Consider the following 23,425-nt stretch of genomic DNA (forward strand, 5'->3'; position numbering starts at 1 on the left):
TCGGACTCACATCGCCCGGGCGTACAAGATGTCGACCTCGCAGCCCGGCGAATTCGGCTCGAAGCCGTGCTCGACCACCCAGCGGACTCCCCGCAGGCTGCGTAACGACCACCATGCGCGGATCACGTCGAGGTCCACGTCGGTGCCGTAACCGGTGACGACATCGCCGAGATGCTCCGGGTGTCCGAGCGTCAAGGTGGCGAGATCGTACAGCGCGTCACCTCGAGCTGCCTCGGACCAGTCGAGCACGCCGGTGACCTCGTCGTGGTCGACCAACACGTGGGCGGCCTGAAGATCGCCGTGTGTGAACACTGGTGTCCACGGGCGGAGTGCAGCCTCGGCAATCCGGCGGTTATGTGCAATCACGTCGGTGGGGAGTATGCCGCTCGTGCGGAGCCACTCGCATTCGGTGTCGAGTTCGGTGGCCAACTCGTCGATGCTGCGGCCGACCCGCGGTGGCAACGGCGCATCGTGCAACCTGCGTACGATGGCGCCGGCCGCCGCCCAAGCCGCCGAGGTGGCGGTCGACGGTTCGCCGAGGCGGCCGAGTGCCGTCCCCGGTAGGGCGGCGAGTGCGAGTACGGGCGGTCGGCGCCACAGGACCTCCGGCGTCGGGATCGGCGCCCGCGCCATCGCATCGACTTCGATATCGGTGCGTGCCTGATCGGCGTCGATCTTCAGATACACATCGCCTACGCGCAGAGTTGCGCGCTCGTGATGGGCGACGACGACCTCCACCCCACGCTCCGTCACGTTGCCATTATCCGCGGCGGAGCCCAAGTTGTGGAGAACGCACCCCACACCAGTGGCGAGTATTCGAGCGACCCGCTGTGCGCCCAGCATTCGGCCTGTGCCCGCTGCCAGGCCCCGAGCGCCGCGACGGGATCGGCTGCTTCGTGACCGGCATCGACGGCGTTCACGGCGGAGCTGAACGCGGGTACGCCGGTGCCCGCGACGAGCGCGAAACCGGTATCGGTCGGCAGGGTCCAGCGGGCGGCGGTCACATATTCGGCTCCGCCGCGCACCATGACCGAGACGAGCGCTGTCGGCTCGGCGAAACGCATATCCCCGCCCGAATCACAAGCGATCATCGCGACCCGCGCGGGGATACGCCAGGGGCCTTCGTCCGCGTGCCCGAACGCGATATCGGCCGCGGTCAATGGGCGGTGGCGTCCGATGGGGTCGGCGCGGCCGGGGGTATCGGCGGTATCGGACAGGTGCATACGCACATCGAGCCCGTACTGGGCACTCGATACGTGACCCACGTAGAGCAGCCGGGATGCCCCGGTGAGCACGGTGCGCAACGCGGTGCGGTCGATCGTGCCGCCGACCGCGGGCTCGGCTCCGAGGCGGCGGTCTCCGAGGCGGCTCAGTACCTCGGAGACCGGGGTATCTGCCCACTCCGGTCGGAGCACAGGCGCCAGCACGCGCCCGGGGACCGGCGGATCGATCACTGTGACGACAGCACCCGCCGGGTCGTAGGGCGACACAATGCGGCCCGGCGAGTTCCGCACCCCGGCAGGTTGCAGTACCGATACCTCCGCCTCGTGCACCATCCGCCGCCCCTCGTCGACGAACAGCGCTTCCCACGGGACCCGGCCGAGGGATGCAGACGGCTGGATGCGCATATGCGGACGGATACCGCGGCCGAGTAGTTCGTTGAGCTCGGCCGCGAGCGGGAACGGGATGAGCGGTCCGGCCAAGCGTGCGGTCAGTTCCGCCTCGCGATCCGGGTTCCCGAACGGGCCGGTGAATGCGCGTTCCAGCGCTGCCCGCACATTTTCGCCGGGCCAGGGCGACGGGACCGCGAGTTCGAGCTCGTCGAGCGCCGGTTGCACCTGGTCCCGGGGGATCATGCAGGCCCGGGGTTGCTCGGGGGCGTGTTCCCAGCGCCAGGTCAGATACAGCTCACCGGCGTCCACGAACTTGAGTTGCACGCAGGGCTGCCCGCTCAGCGGACCCTGCACGACCCGGGTGTCTACCGGCGGTGGCCTCCGGTTGCGTCGGCTCATCGTGCGGTCACCACGCATCGATCAGGTCGGCGGAACGGATGTCGAGGCGGTAGCGGCGCTCGGCCTCGGCAATCCATTCGAGGAACTCGTCATTGCCATCCGGTACCGCGCGCACGCGGGGTGGTAGTGCCGGCGCGCCACCGGGCAGGGCGATATCGACAGTGGCGTCGCCGAGTGTGTCCGCGCGCCCCTCGGCGACGAGGGTGAAGTCGGTACCGAAAGGGGAGTCGGGCCGCGCGAGGGCCGGCAGATCTGTCCGGCCGGTGGTCGCGGTCCCCATATCGACCGAGGACGAGGAGCAGACGAATTCCAAGAGTTCGACCGCGAATCGGGTGTGCTGCAGCGATGTGATCACCTGCAAGGCGATCGACAACGCCACCGAGGCGACGCCCGTGACCCAGCGTTCGCGAACCGGTCCGGGCGCGAACCGCTGCCGCATCGCATCCGTGGCGAGTGCCGCCGGGAGAGCGAGATTCAGCGCACCCTCGAGGCGCCGCCGCTTCTCCGACGGACGGACCGCCACCCCGGCCGCGGCGTGCGCGACGCCGGCGCGGCGCACATCGATACGCGCGACCTCGTGCATTGTCCCCTGTTCCTCGCAGAGCGCGCGGGCGGTCAGATACTGGTCCTCGGAGTCGGCGAAACGCATCCCCTGTGCGTAGATATCGCCGAGAAGCAGATGTGTGGCGACCCGGGCGGCCAGATCGCCCTGCTCGGTGAAACCGGTCAGCGCCTGCTTCGCGATCTTCCGGGCGGGCAGTAGTTTTCCCCGCGCCAGTAATACCGCGGCGCGTCCGTAACGGCATCCGGCCGCTCCCCGCGGATCCCCGCCCCGCTCGTACCCGAGTTCGGCGGCGGCGAAACGGGCCTCGGCCCCCTCCACATCGCCTTGTTCCAGCAGTATGCGGGCCAGGTTCTCGTCGGCTCGCGCCGCGGCTGCCGCGTCGGTGGTGTGTAGTTCGCGGGCGAGGTCCAGCTGTTCGCGGGCCAGCCGGCGGTCACCCGTGCGGTGCGCGAGGGCGGCGAGCCCGGAATACGCGTCCGCGAGGAGCCGGGGCTCGTGATCCAGGGCGATATCGCGCGCGATCCGGAACTCGGCCTCGGCTTCGGCGTAGCGCTCTACGGCGAGATAGGCGAAGCCGAGGGCGTTGTGCAGGCTGAAGCTCAGTAGAGGTGGGGCATCCGCATCGATTTCTGCCTCGGCCGCCGTGAGGTCGGCGATCCCTTCCGCGTGGCGCCCGAGCAGCGCGTAGGTCTGCGCACGGTTGATGACGGCGCCGATGCGCACATCCCCGGTCCGGCGCGCGGAGCCGAGCCGGACCTCGACCGTGCGGCAGAGTTCGACGGCTTCGTTGGCGAATGAAACCGCCTCCTCCAGAGCACCTTTCGCCTCCGCGATCGCGGCGAGGTTCGACAGGGCGCGGGCGCGGATATCGAGACCCAGCGCGTCCACATCATCGGCCGACGTCGCTTCGTAGATCCGCCGGACCACAGGCTCGGCGGCCGCCGGACCCCCTGCGGCCTGCGCGCGGGCCATCTCGGTGAACAGGGGCTCGATATGTTCCCACCGGGGGCCGAGGCCGCCGGGCCCACGCAGCCCGATCGGCTCGTCGTCGCTCATGGAAGCCGCGTCGCGGGTCGAGAGAGCTCAGTCGTCACGCGGTTTCCGGTGTGGCGAGAGGTCGGCGCGGTGCTGCTCACTCCTCGCAGTTTAGCCAGGGACGAGGGCGCAGATGTCCGCTCCACCGTCCCGGGCGCGACGAGGTCGGCGCGGCGTTCGACCGGCAGGATGGCCGTGCGCTGGTCGAGATCCACAGCGGACAGGTTCGGCTGCTCGAGATTGTGGAGCTGCGGCCGACGGTCGCGTTTCTCCTCCCCGGCCGGCACGGACCGGACCAGATCCGGTCCGTCCCGGCCGGGGAGGAGATGGGCAGCTCCGGATTCACTTGCCAGGGCCAGGAATCCGGAGTCGCCCGCGAGTTCGGTCTCGAGTGTCGGCACATGGCCACAACCTCTTTTCTTTCGTAACGCATCGTCAGGCGGCGATCAGGTGCGGACCCGGCCGAGGAACGCGGTCACGTTCTGCCGGATCTGCTCGATACGGTCGGCAGGGTCGTAATCGTCGCGGTAGGCGCGACCCAGCGTCGGCGTCATCACACGCCGGGCGTACAGCGAACAGCAGAGGTCACCGCACATATAAGTGCCGGTGGAATTACCGCGCCGACCGGATTCACCCGCTTTGCGGGCGGTCATCAATACGACTCCACCGTTGCTGTGGGTGGTCGAACAGACGGTGCACATCTGGGTCCGGCGTGGGCCGCCGGTCTCATAGCGCAGCGCGATACCGGCGAGACCGTCTGCTTCGGGCAGTACCAGATACGCGCGACCCGGTAGGCCCGGATCGGTCCAGCCCAGGAAGTCGAGATCGTCCCAAGGGCGGGTCGCCAGATCGGCCGGTACCGTCAGACGTTTGGCATCTCCTTTCGAACAGTTGACGAACGACGCTCTGATCTCTCGTTCGGTGACAGGTTCCATCGGCTGTCGGTCTCCTTCTGATCGGATGGGCAAACCGCGACACCCTATCGACCGTCCCGGGACACCGGCAACGCTATTTCCGCAGATTGCGTGCGGCGCGCCCGCGCGAGACCGTGCTCGCCGCGCGCCCGGCGCCGATGACACCGTGGGCTCGGTGCTGTGTGCCGACGTCGTCACCGGCTCGGCCACGTGTAGCGGGTCTGGCTGGAGATCGGTAACTTGCCGAACGCGAATCCGACAGTCGGTGCTATTCGATACAGCTTGACGTTGCCGGCGAGGACCGCCTCGCCCAACTGGTACCAGCTCCCCTCGGGGGCGGTCAGATGCGTCCCGTACTTCCGTTCGAAATCCATAACGGCCTGCGCACGCTGGGAGTGTTCGGCTACAGCGGACGCGACACCCTCGATGACGACGTCCACACCGGTCAAAGCGTTTGTACCGGTCGTCAGCACACAATGCGGATTACTGTCGAGGTTGAGTGCTTTGCGTTCCCGGCCCCCCGTGGTGAAGCACATACCCCCCAGAGTCCATGCGGCCAGCAACGGCGTCACATGCGGCCGCCCGTCCGGGCGCACCGTGGAAAGCCAGAACACCTCCGCCGCCCCGAGGACCGCCGCTGCCGACGCCCATGGCGTCGCCTGTGCGTCCGGAGACGAGAACGCTCCCAGCACAACATCCGGTTCACTGTCCGACATATCACTTCCTCGGGTCCGACGAGCTCGTACAGCCAACTGTCACCGGGGCGGATGATCGGCAGCCGGCCCGCGCGCCCACAGCAAAGTTGCCTGCGTACGTATGGATGACGTGAGCTTGCCGGGAAACTCATCGCTCAGCGCAGTACCGGCAACCGTGATCTACTGCAGCTTCAGCCCCGCATACAGGAGTGTGGAGCGATCCGGGCTGTCGACGACTACCACGTGTTCCCCAGGTCGAGGCACTGCTATCCGAGGTACGAGCGCGACCAACTCTGGTCGGAGTCCGTCCAGCTCGACCGTCAGCACGAGGACCGGGTCCTCATTGATCGATTCCTGTGTGTCGTGGACGTGGAGAACCGTAGCGGTGCGGGATTCGACGCCTGCGGCGCGGAGCGTGGGAACCTGCTGATGCCCGCGCCATGCGATCTTCGACAGGCGTTCGGCTTCGAAATAGCTACGTACGGCTTCGTCCTTCATGAGCAGGGTCCTGAGGAACCGAGCGATCCCGATCGACGTGGACCGCTTGCGGCCGGGCTCATCGTCGGTGCGGGTCCAGTCATCCGGCGGTCCGCTTCACCGACTACCCGGCCCGTTCATGCTGCACTGCCACAATCTCGAACACGAGGATATGGCGATGATGGCCGACTTCCTGGTGACATAGTTCGCCGGCGAAACAGCGATCCGGGAGCGCCACGGCTCACGCCCCGCAGCGCGCGGCGGCCGGGCCTACGACTGCGATGGCCCGCCCGGCAGGTCGATCAGTCGGTCGGCTTTGTTGTGGAGGTAGCGCTGTTCGACTTGGTTGTCGGTGAGTTCGGCGGCTCGGCGGAAGAGTTCGGCTGCGGTGGTGTGGTCGCCGGTTTGCTGGAGGAGGTGGGCGCGGACGGCGTGTTCACGTTGCCGGGTGAGGGGATTGTGGTCGAGGTGGTGGCGGCGGTTGAGGTCGTCCAGCAGGGCCAGGCCGCGCGCGGGGCCGTGGGCGTGGGCGACGGCGACGACGCGGGCGAGTTGGACGGGCGGGGTGGGGGTGAGGCGTTCGAGCCACAGGTAGAGCACGGCGATCTGGGGCCAGTCGGTGTGCCCCGGCTCGGCGGCGGCGTGGATTGCAGCGATCGCAGCTTGGAGCTGGTAGGGGCCCGCCGGGCCGTGGTTGCGGATGCCGTCGATGAGTGTGGTTCCCTCGTCGATCATTTCGCGGTTCCACCGGGTGGTGTCCTGCTGAGCCAGGGGGATCAGTTCGCCGCCGTCGGTGCGTGCCGCGCGGCGGGATTCGGTGAGCAGCATGAGTGCGAGCAAGCCCGTTGCTTCCGCGTCGTCGGGGGCGGTGGCATGCAGCATTCTGGTCAGCCGGATGGCCTCGCCGGTGAGGTCGACGCGGGTGAGGTCGGCTCCGGCGGTAGCGGTGTAGCCCTCGTTGAAAATGAGGTACAGCACCTGGAGGACCGCGGCCATCCGGCTGTCGCGGTCGGTGCCGGTGGGGAGGGTGAACTGGGCGCCGGCCTTGGCGAGTTGTTGTTTGGCTCGGCTGATCCGGGTGCCCATCGTGGCTTCGGTGGTGCCGTAGGCGTGGGCGATCTCGACGGTGGTCAGGCCGCCGACCGCGCGCAGGGTGAGCGCTACCCGGGAAGTGTGGCCGAGTGCGGGGTGGCAGCACAGCAGGAGCAGGGTGAGACTGTCGTCGATTCCGCCGGCCTGCGTTGCCCGTGCGGGTTCGGACATGGCCAGCTCGGCGGCACCGGTCTCCAACTCCCGGCGGCGGCGGGCCTGGTCGGCGCGCAGCAGGTCGACCATTCGCCGATAGGCGACGCGGATGAGCCAGCTGCGCGGGTTGTCCGGGACGCCTTCGTCCGGCCATATGCGCGCGGCGGCCAGCAGCGCTTCCTGCACGGCGTCCTCGGCGGTGTCGAAGCGGCCGAAGCGGCGGATCAGCGCACCGAGTACCTGCGGCGCTTCAGTGCGCAACAGGTCCTCGGTCTCGCGGGTCATGCGGTGAAGTCCGCGCCCATGATCGGTCGGATCTCGATCGGTTCACCGAGCGCTTCGACGATGCGGGCGGTGATCTGCACGGCCCGTTCGTGTCCGGCGACGTCGATCACCGCGAAGCTGGCCAGGACCTCTTTCAGCTCGGCAAACGGCCCGTCGGTGGCGACCACGCCGTCGGCGGCCTTGCGGACGGTGGTGCTGACGGCCGGGTGGCCCAGTCCCTCGGTGCTGACCAACTCACCGGAGGCGAACAGTTCCTTCTCCAACTCTTGGTAGGTGGCGAACGCGGCCAGCGCTTCCTCCGAAGGGCTGTCGGCGGTCGCGGCGTCCCACGCGGTGGCCGGGGTGTAGCCGAGAAGCAGGTATTTCACGGGATCCTCCGATGTGGTGGGTTGTTGTCACGGTATCCGCTGTGCGAGCGTGCGGCCGAGACCGGCGGCGGCGCCCTGCTACCTCGGAACCGCCGGACGGACCTCGACAGCCAGGTGAGTGAGGTAGATCACAGTCGATTGATGTCGAAGACCGGGTGCCTGCGCCGAGGTAGCAGCGAACAACCCACACAGGAGGACGAAAAATGGACGAGACCCAGCAGCAGCCCACCCCCGAACTGCAGGCCCTGGACCGCATCGTCGGCACATGGAAGGTCAGCGGAGGCGCGGAAGGAACCGTGCGCTATGAGTGGATGCCGGGGCGGTTCTTCCTGCTCCAGCACGTCGAACTCACCCAGGCCGGCGAACCTGTCACCGGCATGGAAGTGATCGGCAACCTCCGCCCGTTCGGAGAGCCGACCGGCCCCGATGTGGCGTCGCGATACTACGACTCGACCGGCAACACCTTCGACTACGTCTACGAACTGGTCGGTGACACCCTCACCATCTGGGCCGGCGCCAAAGACAGCCCCGCCTACTACCGCGGCACCTTCGACGCCGACGGATCCACGGTCACCGGCGAATGGGTCTATCCCGGCGGGGGCGGATACGCCTCGACCATGACCCGAATCTGAACCAGCGGCCCGAACCGATCACCGCCCGGCACCGCCTGCCTCGGCTGTGCCGGGTAGTGATCGGCATCAGGCGGCGCCGGGCTCAGGCAGTGAATTCGTCGGCGCCGAGGGCGAAGTCCCAGTGGCCGACTCCGTTGCCGGCGAGGCCCACTGTGACCAGACCCATTCCTTCCAGCCAGTGCGCCATTGTCAGGCCACCGACATCCAGCGGGCGTAGCCCGAGGCTCTCGACGAATTTCGCCACGGCCGCCTTGGCCTGCGCATTGTCGCCGGCCATGAAGACGTCGGGCCGGCCCTTCTCGAGTACGTTGCGGAAGATGGTGTTGAATGCCTTCACCACGCTGGTGCCGGCCGGAGCCACCTCGGCGACTCTCTGTGCGATCGAGGTTTCCTCGCTGTGGGCGAGTCCGTCGAATGTGGTGTTGAAAGGGTTGCTGATATCGACGATGACCTTGCCCGCCAGGGTGTCTCCGTATTCGGCGACGACCGGAACGACCCCGTCGTACAGCAGGGCCGTGATGACGATGTCCCCGGCCGGCACGTCGCCCCATCTACCCGTCGTCGCGCCGCCGCCCAGGGCTTCGGCCAGGGCATCGGCCTTGGCCCGGTTGCGTCCCATGACCTCGACAGTGTTGCCGCCCGCTACCGCGAGTGTGCCGATGGTGCGGGCCATGTTCCCTGTACCGATGAGAGTGATGCTGCTCATGTGGTGTGCTCTCTTCCTGTTTTCGAGGTGTCGCGACTGGGTTGTGGCGGGGCGGAACCCGGTGCTTGTGCTGTGGTTCAGATGGCGGTGGTGCCGCCGGCGGTGATCACCGTGACCTTGCCATCGAGCTTTCCCATGATCACTCCGTTGAGTTGTTGGTTATCGAGGCAGTCCGATTGATATATACACCGAGCTGTTTACGTAACCTAACCGACGATCGGCCGGAGCACAAGCTATGTACACCGATCGGTACCAAACGGCTATGCTGCAGGTATGACGGAATTGGAGAAGGGCCCCCAGGGGCGGCGCCGCGGTCGGGGCGCACGCGAGCGCATCCTCGGCGCGTCCCAGCAGCTGTTCCGCGATCAGGGCATCAACCGCACTGGTATCGACCAACTCTGCGCCGTGGCCCAGGTGTCCAAACGCACGGCCTACCAGCACTTCACCAGCAAGGACGAACTCGTCGCCGAGTATCTGCGCCGATACGATCCCGACCTCATGTCCGGCGTATTCGACCGCACCGACCTCACCCCCCGCGAACGGCTCCTCGCCGCCTTCGAGTTACCCGCGTCCACGCCCCTGTGCCCCTATATCGCGGCGGCCGTCGAACTTCACGATCCCGAACATCCTGCATCCCAGTACGCGCGCGACTACAAGACCGCTATCGCCGTGCGGCTCACCGAAACCGCCCGCGAGGCGGGCGCCACTGCCCCCGAACAGCTCGGCGAACAACTGGCGCTACTCCTCGACGGCGCCGCGGCCCGTACCCGGGTTCTCAACAGCGAATCCTTCTCCACGGCCGCCGCAATCGCTGCCGTCCTCGTCGACAATGCCATCCCCGACTCGACCCGGACCGCTCCCACGACAACGCGATCCTCGCGTCGGTGATCGACGTCGACAACGCGGACCCTCCCGTTCGGTGCGGTTGTCCTGCTTGCCGCCACGCCGAGCCGGTTCCGGAGCAACCGGTCGCCCTCCGTATCACCGGCGATCGGCGTAAGTTACGCCGATCGCGACCAGGTGGGAAGGTGGCCGACAAGGTTCTCGGAGACGGATGCAGTTGCCTTGCCGAGCGCGCGGTTTCCCTCGGCCGCGGCGCGGCGTAGCGGCTGCGTCGTGCCACAGCCGGAACCGCCCGAGTGAGTTGCTCTTCGAAGGAGGTGGCAGAACCCGTGAGATCGAGGATGGAGCGTGCGGCCCTCCCCACGGTGAGAGCGCTGCTGGATGCCATCGACACCGCGATCAACAGCAATACCTTCCTGCTGGTGGCGGATATCGGCGTGCCTGTCGCGGAGGGTGACACGGCGGCCGCGGTCGCCGCCCTCGTTCACCACCCCGGTTTCGGTGAGTTGATCGCCACGGCGGATGCCGCCAGGTGCTGGGGAAACTGGTCCTTTTACGACCCCGAACTGCGGCGATATGTCCCGGACCCGGATCGAGACCCGGCCCTCATGGTCCGGCTCGATGCGGCGGTCACCGCCGACTCCATGGACCGCGCCGGTTTCGAGCGGCACCTGCGGTGGCTGATGACCGGGGCATTCAGCCCGTACAGCACCCATATCGAGCCGGGAACGGCGGATCGGCTCATTGCCGAGTTCTGCACCCAGCTACTCGACGGCCGGGGTCCTGCCGCTGCTACCTGGTTGTTTGCCGCCATCCCGCCCCATTTCCTGCACGACTCCGGCTACTACTCCGACAGCGGTATTCCGTCCGGACCCGCCTATTACTTCGACGGCGGCGGCTGTGATTCCTGCACCGCCTTCCACCGCAAGGGCGATAGCGTCCTCTATCTACTCCTGACCAACGGCAGCCCTTGACCGGGCCCGCACCGGTCAGTGCGCGTCAGCAGGTTGCAACCATTGCCGGGCTACTGGGCCGGGATATCGAATTCACCGAGATCACCAGGGCGGAGGCTCGACCGGGCATGGTCGCGGTTTTCGGCGAGGACGCCGCCGACGCCGTCCTGGACGTGACCGGCGGCGACCTCAACGACGCTCTGTTGCAGGTGCGTGGCACAGTCTCCAGGGTGACCGGTTCAGCGGCAAGGACTTTCGCGCAATGGGCTGAAGAGAATATCGACGCTTTCCAATGATGGGCCGGTACCGTGGAAAGCGCCCCACGGATATGTCGCTCCCTGCGCGCCTGCACGTCCACGCTGCCGTTTCCACGGACCTGGCGCGGCACAGTGACCGTGCATTGCGCGAGCTCGTCGACGCGGCCGTTCCGCTCGGCGCCGGTATCGGAGGGAAGTCGGCGCTGCTGGAGATCGCCGGAAACCCGGTCTTCGTGAAGCGAGTACCTCTCACCGACCTGGAACGGCAGCCGGAGCACGTCCGGTCCACGGCGAACGTGTTCGGCCTGCCCCTCTTCTGTCATTACGGAGTCGGTCACCTCGGCACGGCGGGCTTCGGGGCGTGGCGCGAACTCGCCGTGCACGCCATGGCGACGAATTGGGTGCTCGGCGCCGAATACGAAGGCTTCCCGCTGATGTATCACTGGCGGGTGCTGCCGGACACGACACCGCTACCGGAGGAGCTGGCCGATATCGATCGCGCCGTCGCCTACTGGGACGGGCGATCGCAGGTACGCCACCGGATCGAGGCACTCCGGGACTCTTCGGCGAGCATCGCGCTGTTCCTGGAGTACATACCGCAGAACCTGCACGAGTGGCTGAACGACCGGATCGAGGCGGGGGACGCGGCCACAGACCGGGCTTGCGTCATGGTGGAGCAGGAACTGGCCGCCGGTATCGCGTTCATGAACAGTCGCGGATTGCTGCATCTGGACGCGCATTTCGAGAACATCCTCACCGACGGTCAGCACCTGTACTTCAGCGATTACGGTCTCGCGCTCTCCTCCGGGTTCGCTCTTTCGCCGGAGGAGACCTCGTTCTTCGACCGGAACCAGAGCTACGACCGCGGGTACACCTCCGCCTACCTGGTGAACTGGCTGGTCACTGCCCTGTTCGGGGTTCAGCAGGAGGACCGCGCCACGATGGTGCGGGCCCTGGCCGAGGGGCAGTCGCCGGAGGGTATCCCGGAGGAGGCCGCCGCGGTCCTCATCCGGCGTGCGCCGATCGCCGCGGCGATATCGGCGTTCATGCGTGCGTTCCAGCAAACAAGCCGGAGGACCCTGTATCCGGACAAGGAGATCCGCCGTCTGCTGGGCTGCCCGGCCGCTGGGCCGATTCACCCCTGTGGCGGCCCCGGACGACCGAAGTAGCCGTAGCGCAATCGAGCCCGCGTCGGTATCGATACTCCGTCGAGCTGTCAGTTATCGGCCGGTGGCGAATCGGCCGCGCGCCCAGGCGATATCGGCGGGTTCGACCGCGGACGATATCTCGTGTCGCGTCGCGATGATTTTCGGCCTCCAGGGCAGTCTGATCTCCATGGGCACACTCATTTATGGCTTCAATGTGTCGGTGGACGGGTATATCGCCGACGCACAAGGCAGTATCGACTGGTCCGATCCGAGCGAAGAGCTGCACCAGTACTGGAACGACTTTGCGCGGGAAACCGCCCTGTCGTTCTACGGGCGGCGGCTCTACGAACTGATGTCCGCGTACTGGCCGACCGCCGACAAGGCCCCGGACGCCACACCTATGATCGTCGACTACGCCCGGGTCTGGCGCGATATGCCCAAGGTCGTGTTCTCCCGCACCTTGGAGTCGGTCGACTGGAACTCCCGCCTGGAACGCGGCGACCCGGTCGAGGTGGTGCGGAAGCTGAAAGCCGAAACCGACGGCAGGCTGGAGGTGGCCGGCGCGACGCTGGCCGCGCCGATCGTGCAGGCCGGCTTGGTGGACGAATACCGGCTCGTGATCGCGCCCACCGCCGTGGGCGGCGGCACCCCGTTCTTCCCGGCACTGCCGTCGTGGATATCGCTGCGACTGCTGGAGAACCGCACCTTCCCGTGCGGCACGGTCCTGTTGCGTTACGAGGCGAAACGCGATTGACGCAGCCGGATCGCGCTATGCGCCGTAGCCACCGTCGATCCTCAGCACTGCGCCGGTGACGTAGGAGGCCTGCGGGCCGGCGAGGAAGACGACGCCTGCGGCGATCTCCTCCGGCGTGCCGTAGCGTCCCATCGCGGTTGTCGGAAGGAATATGGACGCGGCCGGGCTGTCGGCGGGGTTCATCTCGGTGTCGATGAAACCGGGCTGGATGATGTTGACCGTGATGCCCCGGTGGGCCAGATCGCGGGCGGCGCCGCGGCTGTAACCCTCGAGGGCGGATTTGGTGGCCGCATAGTCGGTCATCCCGGGAAAACCCACCCGTGTTCCCACACCAGAGCTGATGCTGACGATCCGCCCGCCCTCGGGCAGTAGCGGGATCGCGGCCCGGATCGCGGCCACCACGCTGGTGTAGTTGATGGCGAGCTGGCGGTCCAAAGCGGATTCGTCGGGCTCGCTGTCGATCGGTCCGCCCACGGTGACGCCCGCATTGTTGACCAGAATGTCCAGCTTTCCGAACTGCCGGACCACGCTGTGGATCAGGCCCGACGCCTGCGCCGCGTCCGACTGGTCTGCCTGAAAGGCCGCCGCGCGGACCCCCTTTGCTTGCAGGTCGGCGACCACGGCCTCGGCCTGATCCGCCGAAGACGAATAGCTGATCGCGACGTCGGCTCCTTCGTCGGCCAGTGCCAGCGCCGATGCCGCCCCCATTCCCCGCGATCCGCCGGTCACGATCGCGACCTTGTTGTCCAGCTTTCCCATGTACTTCCTTCTTCCCGGTAGGACTGATCTCCGGCGGAATTTTTGACCGCGCAGTCCACAATAGTCATATTGGACCGTGTGGTCAAAAACCCGTATTCTGGGTCGTATGGCACGTCCTCGACAGTTCGATGAAAAGCAGGTGCTGACCGCCGTCTGTGATCAGTTCTGGGACGCCGGTTATGCCGCGACTTCGCTGGAAGACCTGATGCAGGTCAGCGGGCTCGGCAAAGGCAGCCTCTACGCAGCGTTCGGTGACAAGCATCAGCTCTTCCTCCAGGCGCTGCGCGGCTACACCGACGCGCGCCACGATGAGCTCCGGAAAATGCTCACCGAGACTTCGCGGGCTCTGGGCGCACTGCGCATGCTCCTCGAAGCCCCGGCCGATGCGCGACGTGGCTGCCTGATGGCCAACAGCACCTACGAACTCGGTCACGCCGATCCGGAAGTCCTCGCCCACGCCCACCGCACCTACGAGATATCCACTGCACTGATCGCCGACTGCGTCGCTCGCGCCCAACGTGAGGGCGACGTGGCGGCCGGGGCGGATCCGACCGCGCTGGCCCGTGCTCTCCTGGCCGCGCAACAAGGGCTCGTATTCATGGGGCGGACGGGGTTGGACACGGCCCCGCTCGCCGCCACCGCACGCTCGCTCGCGGCCCAACTCCTGCCCGATCGCCCCGTCGGCTGAACCGCAGGGCGCCGGCGCGAAGGCATGCCGGGCACACGTGGAGTGCTCCGCGACGCAATTCCGAGAGGTGTACGCGCGAGGCGATTGTTCCCGTCACCCCACAGCGCGGCCGATGAGTTTGTGGCTCCCGGCCGGTCGAAGCTCATGACACCCGTAGGAAAGGACACCGCCATGTCGGAGCTTCTCGTCGACTTCATCACCTCCCTCGACGGCTACGCATCGGGAGAGGGGTGGCCCGGGTTCTGGGGCCTCGAGGGGCCGGAATATCTCGCGTGGCTCGGTGAGCAACCCGAGGTCACCTACCTGATGGGAGCGAACACCTACCGTCTGATGTCGGGCTTTGCCGCGGGGGAGGTCCCGAGTGGTCAAGACGAGTTCAGGCCCGAAGAAGAGGAGTCCGTCGATGAGCTCACCCGAGCATCCAAGGTGGTCTTCTCCTCGTCGCTCGAGGAGCCACTGACCTGGGCCAACTCCACGCTGGTCCGCGACGACGCCGTCGAGATTGTCCGCGCCATGAAATCGAGTGGATCGGGGCTGCTCAGCACGATCGGCAGCCTCGGCCTGTCCCGGTCTCTGTTGCGAGCCGGACTCGTCGACCGCTTCCGGGTCGTGATGTTCCCGGTGATCACCGGGGCCACGGGCGCAGAACGCATCTACGACGGCTACCCCGACGTCGCCCTCGAGATGACCGAGCACCGCACCTTCGACGGCAGCATCCAACTGGTCGAGTACAAGCCTCGCGTGCTCGACCATCCGCCGCTCGCCGCCTCTGCGTGACGTCGCCCTGTCCGCGGGTCCGGACCGCTCATGCGGGGCCCGGACTGCGTAGTGGGCCTGATCCGGCCTACCGAGGCATACGACGCTGTGCTTCGGGTCGGCCGGCTGATCGAGGCGTGAATCGGCCAGGCCGGCGTCACCGCGATTCCCAGCGGTAATAGTCCGATCGCGATCACGAACCGGCGACTACCGGGCCTGCTGGTGTCACTGCCGGACCGTTCTGCCGGAGTTCAGCCGTCGAGGAAACGGAGTAGTTCCGCCGTGACGAACCGGGGGTTCTCTTCGATGAGCCAATGCCCGGCGTTCGGTACGTCCATCGCCCGGACGATATCGGCTATCCGCGGGGCCACGGTGGCGCGGACCGGATCGAGCTGTCCCTGGGCGGTCAGCAGCAGAGTCGGGACCCGGACAGGTGCCGCCTCGACGGTAGTGCGGACGTCCTGGTCGAGGCTGCGGTACAACTCGAATCCGCCGGTCAGCGCCTCGGGGCGGGAGTATGTCCGGGCGTACTCGTCGATCTCGGCATCGGTGAACGGCGACCGGGTCGACGTACCGCCGAAAGCTGTTCCGCCGAAGGCGACCTGGGGGTAGAACAGGGCAAGATATTCGCGGACGTCGTCGCCCACCACCGCCTCGGGAACCCGCCGCTGGGAATGGAAGGCGATATGCCAGCTCATCGTCCGGTAGGTGCCGGCATCGATCGCCGGGCCGGGTAGTGGGAGATCGAAGTAGCCGAGTCGCTCGGTATCGTCCGGGAACTGGGCGGCGTACTGGAATGCCACCGCGGCACCGAAATCGTGTCCCACGACGCGTGCGTCGCGCACCCCGAGCTGCTCGGCGATCAACGTGTGGATATACCGGGCGAGGGTGGCTTTGTCATAGCCGGTCGGCGATCCGGTGCTGTCACCCAACCCGGGAAGGTCGACGGCGTAAACGGTGTGGTGTTCGGCGAGTTCGGGCATGATCGGCCACCAGCCGTACCAGGTCTGCGGCCAACCGTGGATCAGTACCACCGGTGTACCGCTGCCGCCGGTCACGTAATGCATGCGGACGCCGTCGATATCGGCGAATTCGTGGCGGAAGGTGGCGTCGAATTCGGGGTCTTCGTGGGCGGCTGCGGCGTATGGGGGAATCTCGGCGGCGTTCGGCGCGCCGCATGCCGCCGTACAGATCATGAGCAGGCAGGCGAGCGTGGCGGCCGCCGCCATGAGCAGCGCTCGACGCGCCGGTGGCCTGGTTGCGGTGGTCATCGCGATCCGTTCTGTGGAGGTGAACCCGTCTGTGGCCGGGCCGGTTCAGTCTCACCGGCCACACCCGTATCTGGCACGAAGTCTTGCGGTTCCGGCAAGATGCCCGGATGGACCGGGAAACGGAAGAAGTACTCGATGTGGTGGGGCCGCGGCTACGCGCGCTGCGCCGTGACCGCGGAATCACCCTCGCCGACCTGACGGAGAAGACCGGAATATCCGAGAGCACGCTGTCCCGCCTGGAAAGCGGGCAACGCCGCGCCAGCCTGGAACTGCTGCTGCCGCTGGCGCGTACCTACGATGTTCCACTCGACGACCTCGTCGGCGCCCCACGCACCGGCGATCCCCGGATCCACCTGAAACCGATCCAGCGAGCCGGAATGGTCTACATCCCGCTCACCCGGCGTCCGGGTGGGGTACAGGCATTCAAGATGATGATCCCGGCCCGGCCGCAACCGCTGGAACCCACACCGCAGACCCACGACGGCTTCGAATGGTTGTACGTCCTCAACGGCCGCCTACGGCTGATTCTGGGCGACCGTGACCTGACATTGCCGGCCGGTGAGGCGGCCGAATTCGATACGTCCCTACCGCATTGGCTGGGCAGCGCTGATGGGGGTGCGGTCGAGTTGCTGATCCTGTTCGGTCCGCACGGAACACGCGCACATGTGCGCCCCGGCTCGCAGCGGTCCCCGGACGACGCGTAATAGGACTCGGCAGCACAGCCGGCCGATATCATCACCGCACCGCTCGGGCGCTCACTGGAGGTCGGTGAACTCCTGGGTGCCGACCACGGTCAGCAGGTCCAGCTTGTCCGCGCTGTCGGTGCCGATGGCCGGGGTGAACCAGAGCAGCCGTTGTCGGCCGTCTTCGCTGAACAGATTGAGGCAGTTGACTTCGATCAGGCCGAGGGCGGGATGATTGATTCGTTTGCGGTCGTTTCGACGGAATGCCACCTCGTGAGCCGTCCATAACGCCGCGAATTCGGCGGAGCGGCTCAGCAGTTCGGAGATGAGCGAAGTTGCCTCGGCATCCGCCGCGGAGCGACGACCGGCCGCGGCCCGCAGGTCGGCGACGAACGCCCGGGACTGGGGCTCATGGTCGCTCTCGGGGTAGAGCCGCCGGGCGCTGGGATCGGTGAACCATCGGTAGACAAAGCTCGCCGCCATGCCCTGCAGGCCGGACTGATCGCCTAGTAGCGCGACGGCCGCGGCGTTCTGCACCAGCGTGACGTGCAGGTCGGTGATCACCTGGGCAGGTGTCGCGACCAGCCGGGTGAGCAGGTCGACCATTCCTGGATGGACGTGCGAATTCGCGGTTCCGTCGCGCGGCACCGGACGCTCGGCGAGGTGATAGATGTGGTCACGTTCGTCGGCGGTCAGCCGCAGGGCGCGCGCCAGTGCCGCCAGCATCTGCTCCGACGGCTGCGACCCGGCCCCACGCTCGAGCTCGTTGTAGTAGTCCACCGACGCACCGGCGAGTTGGGCGACCTCGTCGCGACGGAGTCCGCGCACGCGCCGTCGCGGCCCGGAGACGAATCCGACCTCTTCGGGGCGGATGCGCTCGCGCCGGGACCGCAGGAACATCCCCAGCTCGGAGTACTTCGCGCTGCTCATGACATCCAGTCTGCGGCACCTCGGGCCCGCGACACAGGGGATGACATCCCCTCGTACCCACCGCCCGCTCCGCCGATAGTGAAGAACATGACATCCACCGACACCGCATCACGAAACGCCGGACAGGTTGCCGTCGTCACCGGAGGTTCCCGTGGCATCGGGCGCGCGATCTCGCTCGAGCTCGCGGCCCGCGGCAGCACCGTTGTCGTCAACTACGCGGGCAACGCCACCGCTGCCGAGGAAGCCGTGGACGCCATCTCCGCGGCGGGTGGCACCGCAATCGCGGTCCGGGCCGACGTCGCCGACGAGTACGCCGTCTCCGCACTGTTCGACCGCGCCGAGGCCGAGTTCGGAGGCGTCGACGTCGTCGTCAACTCCGCGGGCCGCCTCGCCCTGTCCACCATCGCCGATCTGGATCTGAATGTTCTCGACGCGATCCACCGTGTCAACATCCGCGGCACCTTCGTCGTTGCCCAGCAAGCGGCGCGGCGGCTGCGTGCCGGCGGCTCGTTCGTGAGCTTCTCGACATCCGTGGTCGGTGCCCAGTTCCCCACCTACGGTGCCTATGCCGCCGGCAAAGGCGCCGTAGAAGCGGTCACACTGATCCTGGCCAGGGAACTGCGTGGCCGCGACATCACCGTCAACACCGTGGCTCCCGGCCCGACCGCGACCGCGATGTTCCTCGACGGGAAGACCGAGGAACAGATCACCACGCTGGCCGCCAATCCGCCGCTCGAACGCCTGGGCACACCGGAGGACATCGCCCGCGTGGTCGCCTTCCTCACCGGTCCCGAGGGGCACTGGATCAACGGCCAGATCCTGCGCGCCAACGGCGGCATGATCTGACGCCGAAACCGCCGACATCACCGAAAATCACACCACATAAGGAGATCACTATGCCGTTCGCCAACTTCAAGGTCCCCGCCGGCACCATCGACGACGAGGACAAGCGGAAGATCGTGGAACGCACCACCGAGCTGTATGTCGAGATCTACGGCGAACGCGCTCGCGCGACCACCGTTGTCCTTGTCGACGAGGTCGTCGACGGCGGCTGGGGAGTCGGCGGAAATGTCCTGGCCATAGTGGACTCGTGAATCGGAAAGACGGCGTCGGATCATGGCAGAAGACCTGATCGTGACTCGGACGCTGGTGATACCGGCGTCCGAGTTGCGCGAGCGTTTCTCACGCTCGTCCGGCCCGGGCGGGCAGCACGTCAACACCACCGACAGCCGGGTCGAGCTGTCGTTCGATCTCACCAATTCGCTCTCCGTGCCGGAACGGCTGCGCATCCGGATGCTCGATCGGCTGGCCACCCGCCTGGTCGACGGGGTGCTCACGATCGCCGCTTCGGAGCACCGGGCACAGTTGCAGAACCGCGCAGCCGCCCGCGAACGCCTGGCTTCGTTACTGCGTGACGCCGCTGCCGCCCCGCCGCCCGTTCGCCGCGCCACCAAGCCCTCGCGCGGCGCGAAGGAACGTCGCATCGCCGCGAAGAAGCGGCGCGGGATCACCAAGCGAAACCGTCGTGCGTTTCCCGACGACCAGTAGTGCTTTGCCGGGTCGGCCGGTGGGTTCTGTATGCCGATCGACGACCGGCTGCGACGGTCTCAACGGAGTAGGCGCGACCCTGTCATTGAAGCGCCTGTGGCCGTGGATGTGCGGGGTAGCGACATCACCGTCGCAGTGGGACCTGAGCTACCAGGAAGTCGTTGATGACTTCTGCCCATTCGGCGGGTCGTTCACTGGCGAGTGCGTGTCCGGAATCGAGTTCGACGAGCCGGGCGTTCGGGATTCCGGTCGCTAGTTCGGCAGCGTGCGAAGCCGATACGACCAAATCGTGCGCGCCGGCAATCACTACGGTGGGGACTCTGATATCCGCCGACTCCGACCGCACGTCGACTCGCGTCAGGAGGTCGAGTTGATCGTCGGCTCCGGCAGGTAGCGCCGGCCCGATCGTGTCGACCATGGCACCGATCTCACCGCCCGATCGGTCATCGAGCCAGCCGGGACTCCAGCCGAGCAAGGTCAGATATGCCGCCAACGATCGAGTATCTCCGGAAGCGGCCAGTCGTCGCCAGGTGGCGACGACCAATCGCAGGCGCGCATTGGGATGAGCGAATCCCGCCGACAACGCCAGCCCGGTCACCCGTTGACGGTGTCGAGTCGCGATCCGCACGGCCACTGCGGCCCCGGTAGAGAATCCCGCCACGGCGAACTGTTCCTGCCCGGCCTGTAGCGCTGCGTCCACCAGGCCGTCGGCAAGGCCGTCGAGAGTCAGCGGCGCTGTCGCGCGCGGCGTGCGCCCCGACCCCGGGTAGTCCGCCGCCACGACCGTATTCGCCTCGGCCAACTGCGACAGGATAGGGCCGAAACTGTCCTCGATATCGCTGCTCGCCCCATGGGCGAGCAGGACTCCCGGGCCGCTCCCGCAGACGGTCCCCAGGAATTCACTCGTGTTCTGCTGTGTCATGGACCCACGCTAAAATCTCACATCGATGTGAGAGTCAACTCGTAGCGGGCGGAGTGGGGATGCGAATCGGTGAACTGGCGCAGCGTACGGGTGTGAGCCATCGGCTACTCCGCTACTACTAGGAGCAGGGGCTGCTCACGGCCCGACGAACCGGCGGCGGCTTCCGCGAGTACGCGCCGACCGCCCCCGATACCGTCCGCCAGATCCGTGCTCTCCTGGCCGCCGGCCTACCCACCCGGGCTATTCGCGACATCTTGCCCTGCGCGCACGGCCCTGCACCCACTCTCGAACCCCACCCCGACATGCTCGCCCTGCTCCGCACCGAACTGGCCTCCCTCGACTCCCGCATCACCTGCCTGCGAGAAACCCGCGAAATACTGGCCCGCTACCTGTCCACCACGGAATCCGGCTCGACCACCATGCAGGGTTGCGCTCCATAGACTTTCTCGGCCGGTGATCATGGCATCAGCGCGCGGATTACGGAATCGATTCACTGATGGCACAGGAGATTCCGGTATCCGGTTAACATCGTGTCGACGCAGATGTCCCTCGCGTCGTCTCTCGTCTCATGACTATCGGCCGGCGAGCTCGGCGACGACCGGAGCGAGACTGTCGGCGGAGTCGGCGCCGAAGACGAAGTAGGAGAAGCCGCTCTCTTCCCGGCGTCGCTCGATTTCCTCGGCCGCGGCTGCCGGATCGTTCGGGAGGACGGTCATCGCGTCTGCCGCGCGAAGCGCGGCGGGGTCGGTATCGGGGGGCGCCATATGGGGAGCCACAGAGTCACCGATCACCGGCACGGCCAGCGCGAGCTCGACGTCGGCGCGGAACTCACGCGCCATACGTGCGACTTCGCGCCGAGGCTGAGCACCCAGCACGAAGGTGACCGTATCCGCGATCTCGGCCGCCAACGCCTGGGCCTTCGGACCGAGTACCGCCATGGCCACGGGCGTATGACGATCGGGGCCGTCGAGGTCTCGCAACGTTTCGACCGTCGCACGCACCTGTGCCAACCGTTGGTGCGGCGGTGGTACCGCGGGCATGCCCCTGTCGCGCAGTTCGTCCTCGATCCCAGGTCTGCCCGTGCCGATGCCCATCTCGAAACGGCCCTCGGTCAGCAGCGACAGCGAATGCGCTTCCCACGCCGTCAACCACGCCGGTCGGAACGGAGAGGCGTACACCCAGGTGCCGACGCGCAGGTCGGTCAGGGCCGCGGCGGTGGCCAGCATGGGGCCGGGCGCCGGTTGCGTCTGTGGGAAGTCGGGCACCAGGAGCGTCGAGTAACCGCTGTCGGCGATGCGGCGCACGCGGTCACGCCACGTCGGCACGTCGGTGGTGAGCGGAGCAACGACTCCGAATCGGAACGGTCTCGTCATGTTCGGACTCCTGTCTTCCGGTCGGTCCAGAGGAACAGACGACTGAGCCGCCCGAAAATCATCGACGCGGCCCAGTTCGGGTACACCCGCGCGAACGCTGCGAATCAGGTATTGCCGACTACGTTTCCAGTACTGCGGCAAAGGCCGCGAGTGCTCGCTCGTCGAACAGCACGAACCGTACGTTTTCGACGGTCGTTTCGGCGGCACGCACCGTCTCGACGGCAATTCGGGCACCGTCGTCCATCGGCCAGCCGAAGATGCCGGTGGAGATTGCGGGGAAGGCCACGGTCTCGGCGCCCAGTTCGGCTGCCACACGCAGGGATTCGCGGTAGCAGGAGGCGAGCAACGCCGAGCGGTCCTCGGTGTCCGACCATACCGGGCCGACGGTGTGGATCACCCAGCGCGCGGGCAGTTGTCCTGCGGTTGTCGCCACCGCCTGCCCGACCGGCAGCCCCTTGCCGAGGTGCGCGGCGCGCAGGTCTCGGCACTCCGACAGGATTTCCGGCCCGCCCTTCCGGTGTATGGCGCCGTCGACGCCCCCGCCACCGAGCAACGAGGAATTCGCGGCGTTGACCACCGCGTCGACCTGCTGTTCGGTGATATCCCCGCGTACTGCCTCCATTCGCGTCATCGGTCCATTGTGCTGGTATGGCCGACCACGATGCCATCGCATATCGGTACCGATCACCGAGCCGAAGTGTCGTCGAAATTCGCCGTCACACCGCCACAGCCGGCTCGGCTACAGTGGGTTCGCATGACCGGCACCGAGCTGGAGATCACCACAGACCTGGTCCGCGACCTGCTGCGGGAGCAGCACTCCGACCTCGCCGGTCTGACCATCCGCGAGGTGGCAGGTGGCTGGGGCAACCAGATGTGGCGTCTCGGGGACGAGTTGGCCGTACGTATGCAGCGCATGGATCCCACCCCGGACTTGCAGCTGAAGGAGCGCCGGTGGCTCCCCGTGCTGGCCCCGCGTCTGCCGCTGCCGGTGCCGACCCCGGTGCGATTCGGTGAACCGTCCGAGCGTTTCCCCAAGCACTGGACCGTGATGACGTGGGTTCCCGGCGAGCCGCTCGACCACGCCACGATCAGCCGCGGCGCCCATGCGGCCGATACGCTGGCAGCATTCCTGCGGGCACTCCACGTTCCCGCACCCGCCGAGGCGCCGATCGCTACCGACCGCGGCGCCCATCTCAGGGACTGCACTGACGGCTTCGAGGCCTTCCTCCGAGCCGTCGCCCCTGCCGACCTCGCCTCCGACGTCCGGGCGCTCTGGGACGATGCCGTCGCCGCCGACGCGTGGGAGGGCCCACCGGTGTGGGTGCACGGCGACCTCCATCCCGCGAATGTCGTTGTCTCGGACGGAACTCTTTCGGGCATAGTCGACTTCGGTGACCTGTTCGCCGGTGATCCAGCGTGGGATCTCGCCGCAGCATGGGTGCTGCTGCCCGCGGGCGCGGACGCGCGATTCTTCGACGTGTACGCGCACGCGGACGAGGCGGCGATCCGGCGGGCCCGTGGGCTGGCGGCTATGAAGAGCCTGTTCCTGATGCTCATGGGGCAGAACGGAGATCGGGGTCTTCCGGGCGGAAAGCCGCACTGGGGA

The 23,425-nt window shown here is 67.2% G+C and carries 31 protein-coding genes; 15 read left to right on the forward strand and 16 right to left on the reverse strand.

What is annotated here, in order from left to right; all coding sequences use genetic code 11:
• Positions 1-6: 6 nt before the first annotated feature.
• From ON22_RS29225 to ON22_RS29255, 7 genes are all read right to left on the reverse strand, one after another.
• A complete protein-coding gene (locus ON22_RS29225) occupies positions 7-753 on the reverse strand; it encodes a phosphotransferase family protein (protein WP_231508784.1) in 747 nt (248 codons plus the stop codon).
• Complete coding sequence (locus ON22_RS29230) at positions 750-2,012, reverse strand: CHAT domain-containing protein (RefSeq protein ID WP_157170451.1); 1,263 nt, start codon at positions 2,010-2,012, stop codon at positions 750-752. The genes ON22_RS29225 and ON22_RS29230 overlap by 4 nt, the downstream gene beginning before the upstream one ends.
• A 7-nt stretch (positions 2,013-2,019) precedes the next feature.
• The gene (locus ON22_RS29235; protein WP_033247313.1) at positions 2,020-3,633 is read right to left on the reverse strand and encodes a tetratricopeptide repeat protein; all 1,614 of its coding nucleotides are present in this window, start codon (positions 3,631-3,633) and stop codon (positions 2,020-2,022) included.
• Positions 3,630-4,013 carry a hypothetical protein gene (locus tag ON22_RS36985; protein ID WP_156052456.1) on the reverse strand — a complete coding sequence of 128 codons (384 nt, stop codon included), beginning with the start codon at positions 4,011-4,013 and terminating at the stop codon, positions 3,630-3,632. Before ON22_RS36985 ends, ON22_RS29235 begins: the two co-directional genes overlap by 4 nt.
• Positions 4,014-4,058: 45 nt before the next feature.
• Complete coding sequence (locus tag ON22_RS29245) at positions 4,059-4,547, reverse strand: FBP domain-containing protein (RefSeq protein WP_033247315.1); 489 nt, start codon at positions 4,545-4,547, stop codon at positions 4,059-4,061.
• Positions 4,548-4,720: 173 nt separating this feature from the next.
• Complete coding sequence (locus tag ON22_RS29250; RefSeq protein ID WP_033247316.1) at positions 4,721-5,242, reverse strand: pyridoxamine 5'-phosphate oxidase family protein; 522 nt, start codon at positions 5,240-5,242, stop codon at positions 4,721-4,723.
• 159 nt (positions 5,243-5,401) lie between these two features.
• Positions 5,402-5,719, reverse strand: a complete 318-nt coding sequence (locus ON22_RS29255) for a hypothetical protein (RefSeq protein WP_033247317.1) — start codon at positions 5,717-5,719, stop codon at positions 5,402-5,404.
• 118 nt (positions 5,720-5,837) lie between these two features.
• On the opposite strand from ON22_RS29255, the gene ON22_RS38650 reads away from it, so the two are divergent.
• A complete protein-coding gene (locus tag ON22_RS38650; protein WP_373280896.1) occupies positions 5,838-5,903 on the forward strand; it encodes a multicopper oxidase domain-containing protein in 66 nt (21 codons plus the stop codon).
• Between the two features lie 65 nt (positions 5,904-5,968).
• Here the strand turns inward: ON22_RS38650 and ON22_RS29265 are convergent, their stop codons facing one another.
• Complete coding sequence (locus ON22_RS29265; RefSeq protein ID WP_033247319.1) at positions 5,969-7,228, reverse strand: RNA polymerase sigma factor; 1,260 nt, start codon at positions 7,226-7,228, stop codon at positions 5,969-5,971.
• The gene (locus tag ON22_RS29270; protein ID WP_033247320.1) at positions 7,225-7,596 is read right to left on the reverse strand and encodes a YciI family protein; all 372 of its coding nucleotides are present in this window, start codon (positions 7,594-7,596) and stop codon (positions 7,225-7,227) included. Before ON22_RS29270 ends, ON22_RS29265 begins: the two co-directional genes overlap by 4 nt.
• 203 nt (positions 7,597-7,799) lie before the next feature.
• Between ON22_RS29270 and ON22_RS29275 the strand changes: the two genes are divergently transcribed.
• A complete protein-coding gene (locus ON22_RS29275; protein ID WP_033247321.1) occupies positions 7,800-8,228 on the forward strand; it encodes a hypothetical protein in 429 nt (142 codons plus the stop codon).
• Between the two features lie 82 nt (positions 8,229-8,310).
• Here ON22_RS29275 and ON22_RS29280 read toward each other — a convergent pair whose 3' ends face one another.
• Positions 8,311-8,934, reverse strand: a complete 624-nt coding sequence (locus ON22_RS29280; RefSeq protein ID WP_033247322.1) for an NADPH-dependent F420 reductase — start codon at positions 8,932-8,934, stop codon at positions 8,311-8,313.
• 273 nt (positions 8,935-9,207) lie between these two features.
• Here ON22_RS29280 and ON22_RS29285 point away from each other — a divergent pair, with 273 nt between their 5' ends.
• The 5 genes from ON22_RS29285 to ON22_RS29305 all read left to right on the forward strand — a co-directional run bounded on the left by ON22_RS29285 (position 9,208) and on the right by ON22_RS29305 (position 12,889).
• The gene (locus ON22_RS29285; RefSeq protein WP_033247323.1) at positions 9,208-9,822 is read left to right on the forward strand and encodes a TetR/AcrR family transcriptional regulator; all 615 of its coding nucleotides are present in this window, start codon (positions 9,208-9,210) and stop codon (positions 9,820-9,822) included.
• A 284-nt stretch (positions 9,823-10,106) separates the two neighbouring features.
• Entirely contained in the window at positions 10,107-10,751 is a 645-nt protein-coding gene (locus ON22_RS29290) for a hypothetical protein (protein ID WP_156052457.1), read from the forward strand.
• Positions 10,748-11,026 (forward strand): Rossmann-fold NAD(P)-binding domain-containing protein, encoded by a 279-nt coding sequence (locus tag ON22_RS29295; RefSeq protein WP_051158249.1) that lies wholly within the window; start codon positions 10,748-10,750, stop codon positions 11,024-11,026. Before ON22_RS29290 ends, ON22_RS29295 begins: the two co-directional genes overlap by 4 nt.
• A 32-nt stretch (positions 11,027-11,058) precedes the next feature.
• Positions 11,059-12,156 (forward strand): protein kinase family protein, encoded by a 1,098-nt coding sequence (locus tag ON22_RS29300; protein WP_051158251.1) that lies wholly within the window; start codon positions 11,059-11,061, stop codon positions 12,154-12,156.
• A 166-nt stretch (positions 12,157-12,322) separates the two neighbouring features.
• Entirely contained in the window at positions 12,323-12,889 is a 567-nt protein-coding gene (locus tag ON22_RS29305; protein WP_033247358.1) for a dihydrofolate reductase family protein, read from the forward strand.
• Positions 12,890-12,904: 15 nt separating this feature from the next.
• Here the strand turns inward: ON22_RS29305 and ON22_RS29310 are convergent, their stop codons facing one another.
• Positions 12,905-13,648 (reverse strand): SDR family NAD(P)-dependent oxidoreductase, encoded by a 744-nt coding sequence (locus tag ON22_RS29310; protein ID WP_033247325.1) that lies wholly within the window; start codon positions 13,646-13,648, stop codon positions 12,905-12,907.
• Positions 13,649-13,754: 106 nt separating this feature from the next.
• Between ON22_RS29310 and ON22_RS29315 the strand changes: the two genes are divergently transcribed.
• Positions 13,755-14,336, forward strand: a complete 582-nt coding sequence (locus ON22_RS29315; RefSeq protein WP_033247326.1) for a TetR/AcrR family transcriptional regulator — start codon at positions 13,755-13,757, stop codon at positions 14,334-14,336.
• Between the two features lie 171 nt (positions 14,337-14,507).
• Positions 14,508-15,113, forward strand: a complete 606-nt coding sequence (locus ON22_RS29320) for a dihydrofolate reductase family protein (protein WP_033247327.1) — start codon at positions 14,508-14,510, stop codon at positions 15,111-15,113.
• Between the two features lie 230 nt (positions 15,114-15,343).
• On the opposite strand, the gene ON22_RS29325 is transcribed toward ON22_RS29320, so the two are convergent.
• On the reverse strand, positions 15,344-16,363 hold the full coding sequence (locus ON22_RS29325) for an alpha/beta fold hydrolase (RefSeq protein WP_033247328.1): 1,020 nt from the start codon (positions 16,361-16,363) through the stop codon (positions 15,344-15,346).
• A 107-nt stretch (positions 16,364-16,470) separates the two neighbouring features.
• Between ON22_RS29325 and ON22_RS29330 the strand changes: the two genes are divergently transcribed.
• Complete coding sequence (locus ON22_RS29330; RefSeq protein WP_033247329.1) at positions 16,471-17,067, forward strand: helix-turn-helix domain-containing protein; 597 nt, start codon at positions 16,471-16,473, stop codon at positions 17,065-17,067.
• 51 nt (positions 17,068-17,118) lie between these two features.
• On the opposite strand, the gene ON22_RS29335 is transcribed toward ON22_RS29330, so the two are convergent.
• Entirely contained in the window at positions 17,119-17,976 is an 858-nt protein-coding gene (locus ON22_RS29335) for an MmyB family transcriptional regulator (RefSeq protein ID WP_033247330.1), read from the reverse strand.
• Between the two features lie 87 nt (positions 17,977-18,063).
• Here ON22_RS29335 and ON22_RS29340 point away from each other — a divergent pair, with 87 nt between their 5' ends.
• The 3 genes from ON22_RS29340 to arfB are packed head-to-tail and all read left to right on the forward strand — an operon-like array spanning position 18,064 to position 19,524.
• Entirely contained in the window at positions 18,064-18,822 is a 759-nt protein-coding gene (locus ON22_RS29340) for an SDR family oxidoreductase (RefSeq protein ID WP_033247331.1), read from the forward strand.
• A gap of 50 nt (positions 18,823-18,872) precedes the next feature.
• On the forward strand, positions 18,873-19,070 hold the full coding sequence (locus ON22_RS29345) for a tautomerase family protein (RefSeq protein ID WP_033247332.1): 198 nt from the start codon (positions 18,873-18,875) through the stop codon (positions 19,068-19,070).
• Between the two features lie 22 nt (positions 19,071-19,092).
• Positions 19,093-19,524 (forward strand): alternative ribosome rescue aminoacyl-tRNA hydrolase ArfB, encoded by a 432-nt coding sequence (gene arfB / locus ON22_RS29350; RefSeq protein WP_033247333.1) that lies wholly within the window; start codon positions 19,093-19,095, stop codon positions 19,522-19,524.
• Positions 19,525-19,648: 124 nt separating this feature from the next.
• Here arfB and ON22_RS29355 read toward each other — a convergent pair whose 3' ends face one another.
• Positions 19,649-20,446 carry an alpha/beta fold hydrolase gene (locus tag ON22_RS29355; RefSeq protein WP_051158250.1) on the reverse strand — a complete coding sequence of 266 codons (798 nt, stop codon included), beginning with the start codon at positions 20,444-20,446 and terminating at the stop codon, positions 19,649-19,651.
• Between the two features lie 131 nt (positions 20,447-20,577).
• Here ON22_RS29355 and ON22_RS38720 point away from each other — a divergent pair, with 131 nt between their 5' ends.
• Positions 20,578-20,886 carry a MerR family transcriptional regulator gene (locus ON22_RS38720; protein WP_231508786.1) on the forward strand — a complete coding sequence of 103 codons (309 nt, stop codon included), beginning with the start codon at positions 20,578-20,580 and terminating at the stop codon, positions 20,884-20,886.
• A 132-nt stretch (positions 20,887-21,018) separates the two neighbouring features.
• Here ON22_RS38720 and ON22_RS29360 read toward each other — a convergent pair whose 3' ends face one another.
• Positions 21,019-21,819, reverse strand: coding sequence for an LLM class flavin-dependent oxidoreductase (locus ON22_RS29360; protein WP_033247334.1), 801 nt, complete (start codon positions 21,817-21,819; stop codon positions 21,019-21,021).
• A 118-nt stretch (positions 21,820-21,937) separates the two neighbouring features.
• Positions 21,938-22,450 (reverse strand): O-acetyl-ADP-ribose deacetylase, encoded by a 513-nt coding sequence (locus ON22_RS29365; protein WP_033247335.1) that lies wholly within the window; start codon positions 22,448-22,450, stop codon positions 21,938-21,940.
• Between the two features lie 123 nt (positions 22,451-22,573).
• Between ON22_RS29365 and ON22_RS29370 the strand changes: the two genes are divergently transcribed.
• Positions 22,574-23,425, forward strand: an 852-nt coding sequence (locus tag ON22_RS29370; protein WP_043740875.1) for an aminoglycoside phosphotransferase family protein, incomplete at its 3' end; no start/stop codon positions are given.

The organism is Nocardia carnea NBRC 14403, assembly GCF_000308515.1.
Taxonomy (GTDB): domain Bacteria; phylum Actinomycetota; class Actinomycetes; order Mycobacteriales; family Mycobacteriaceae; genus Nocardia; species Nocardia carnea.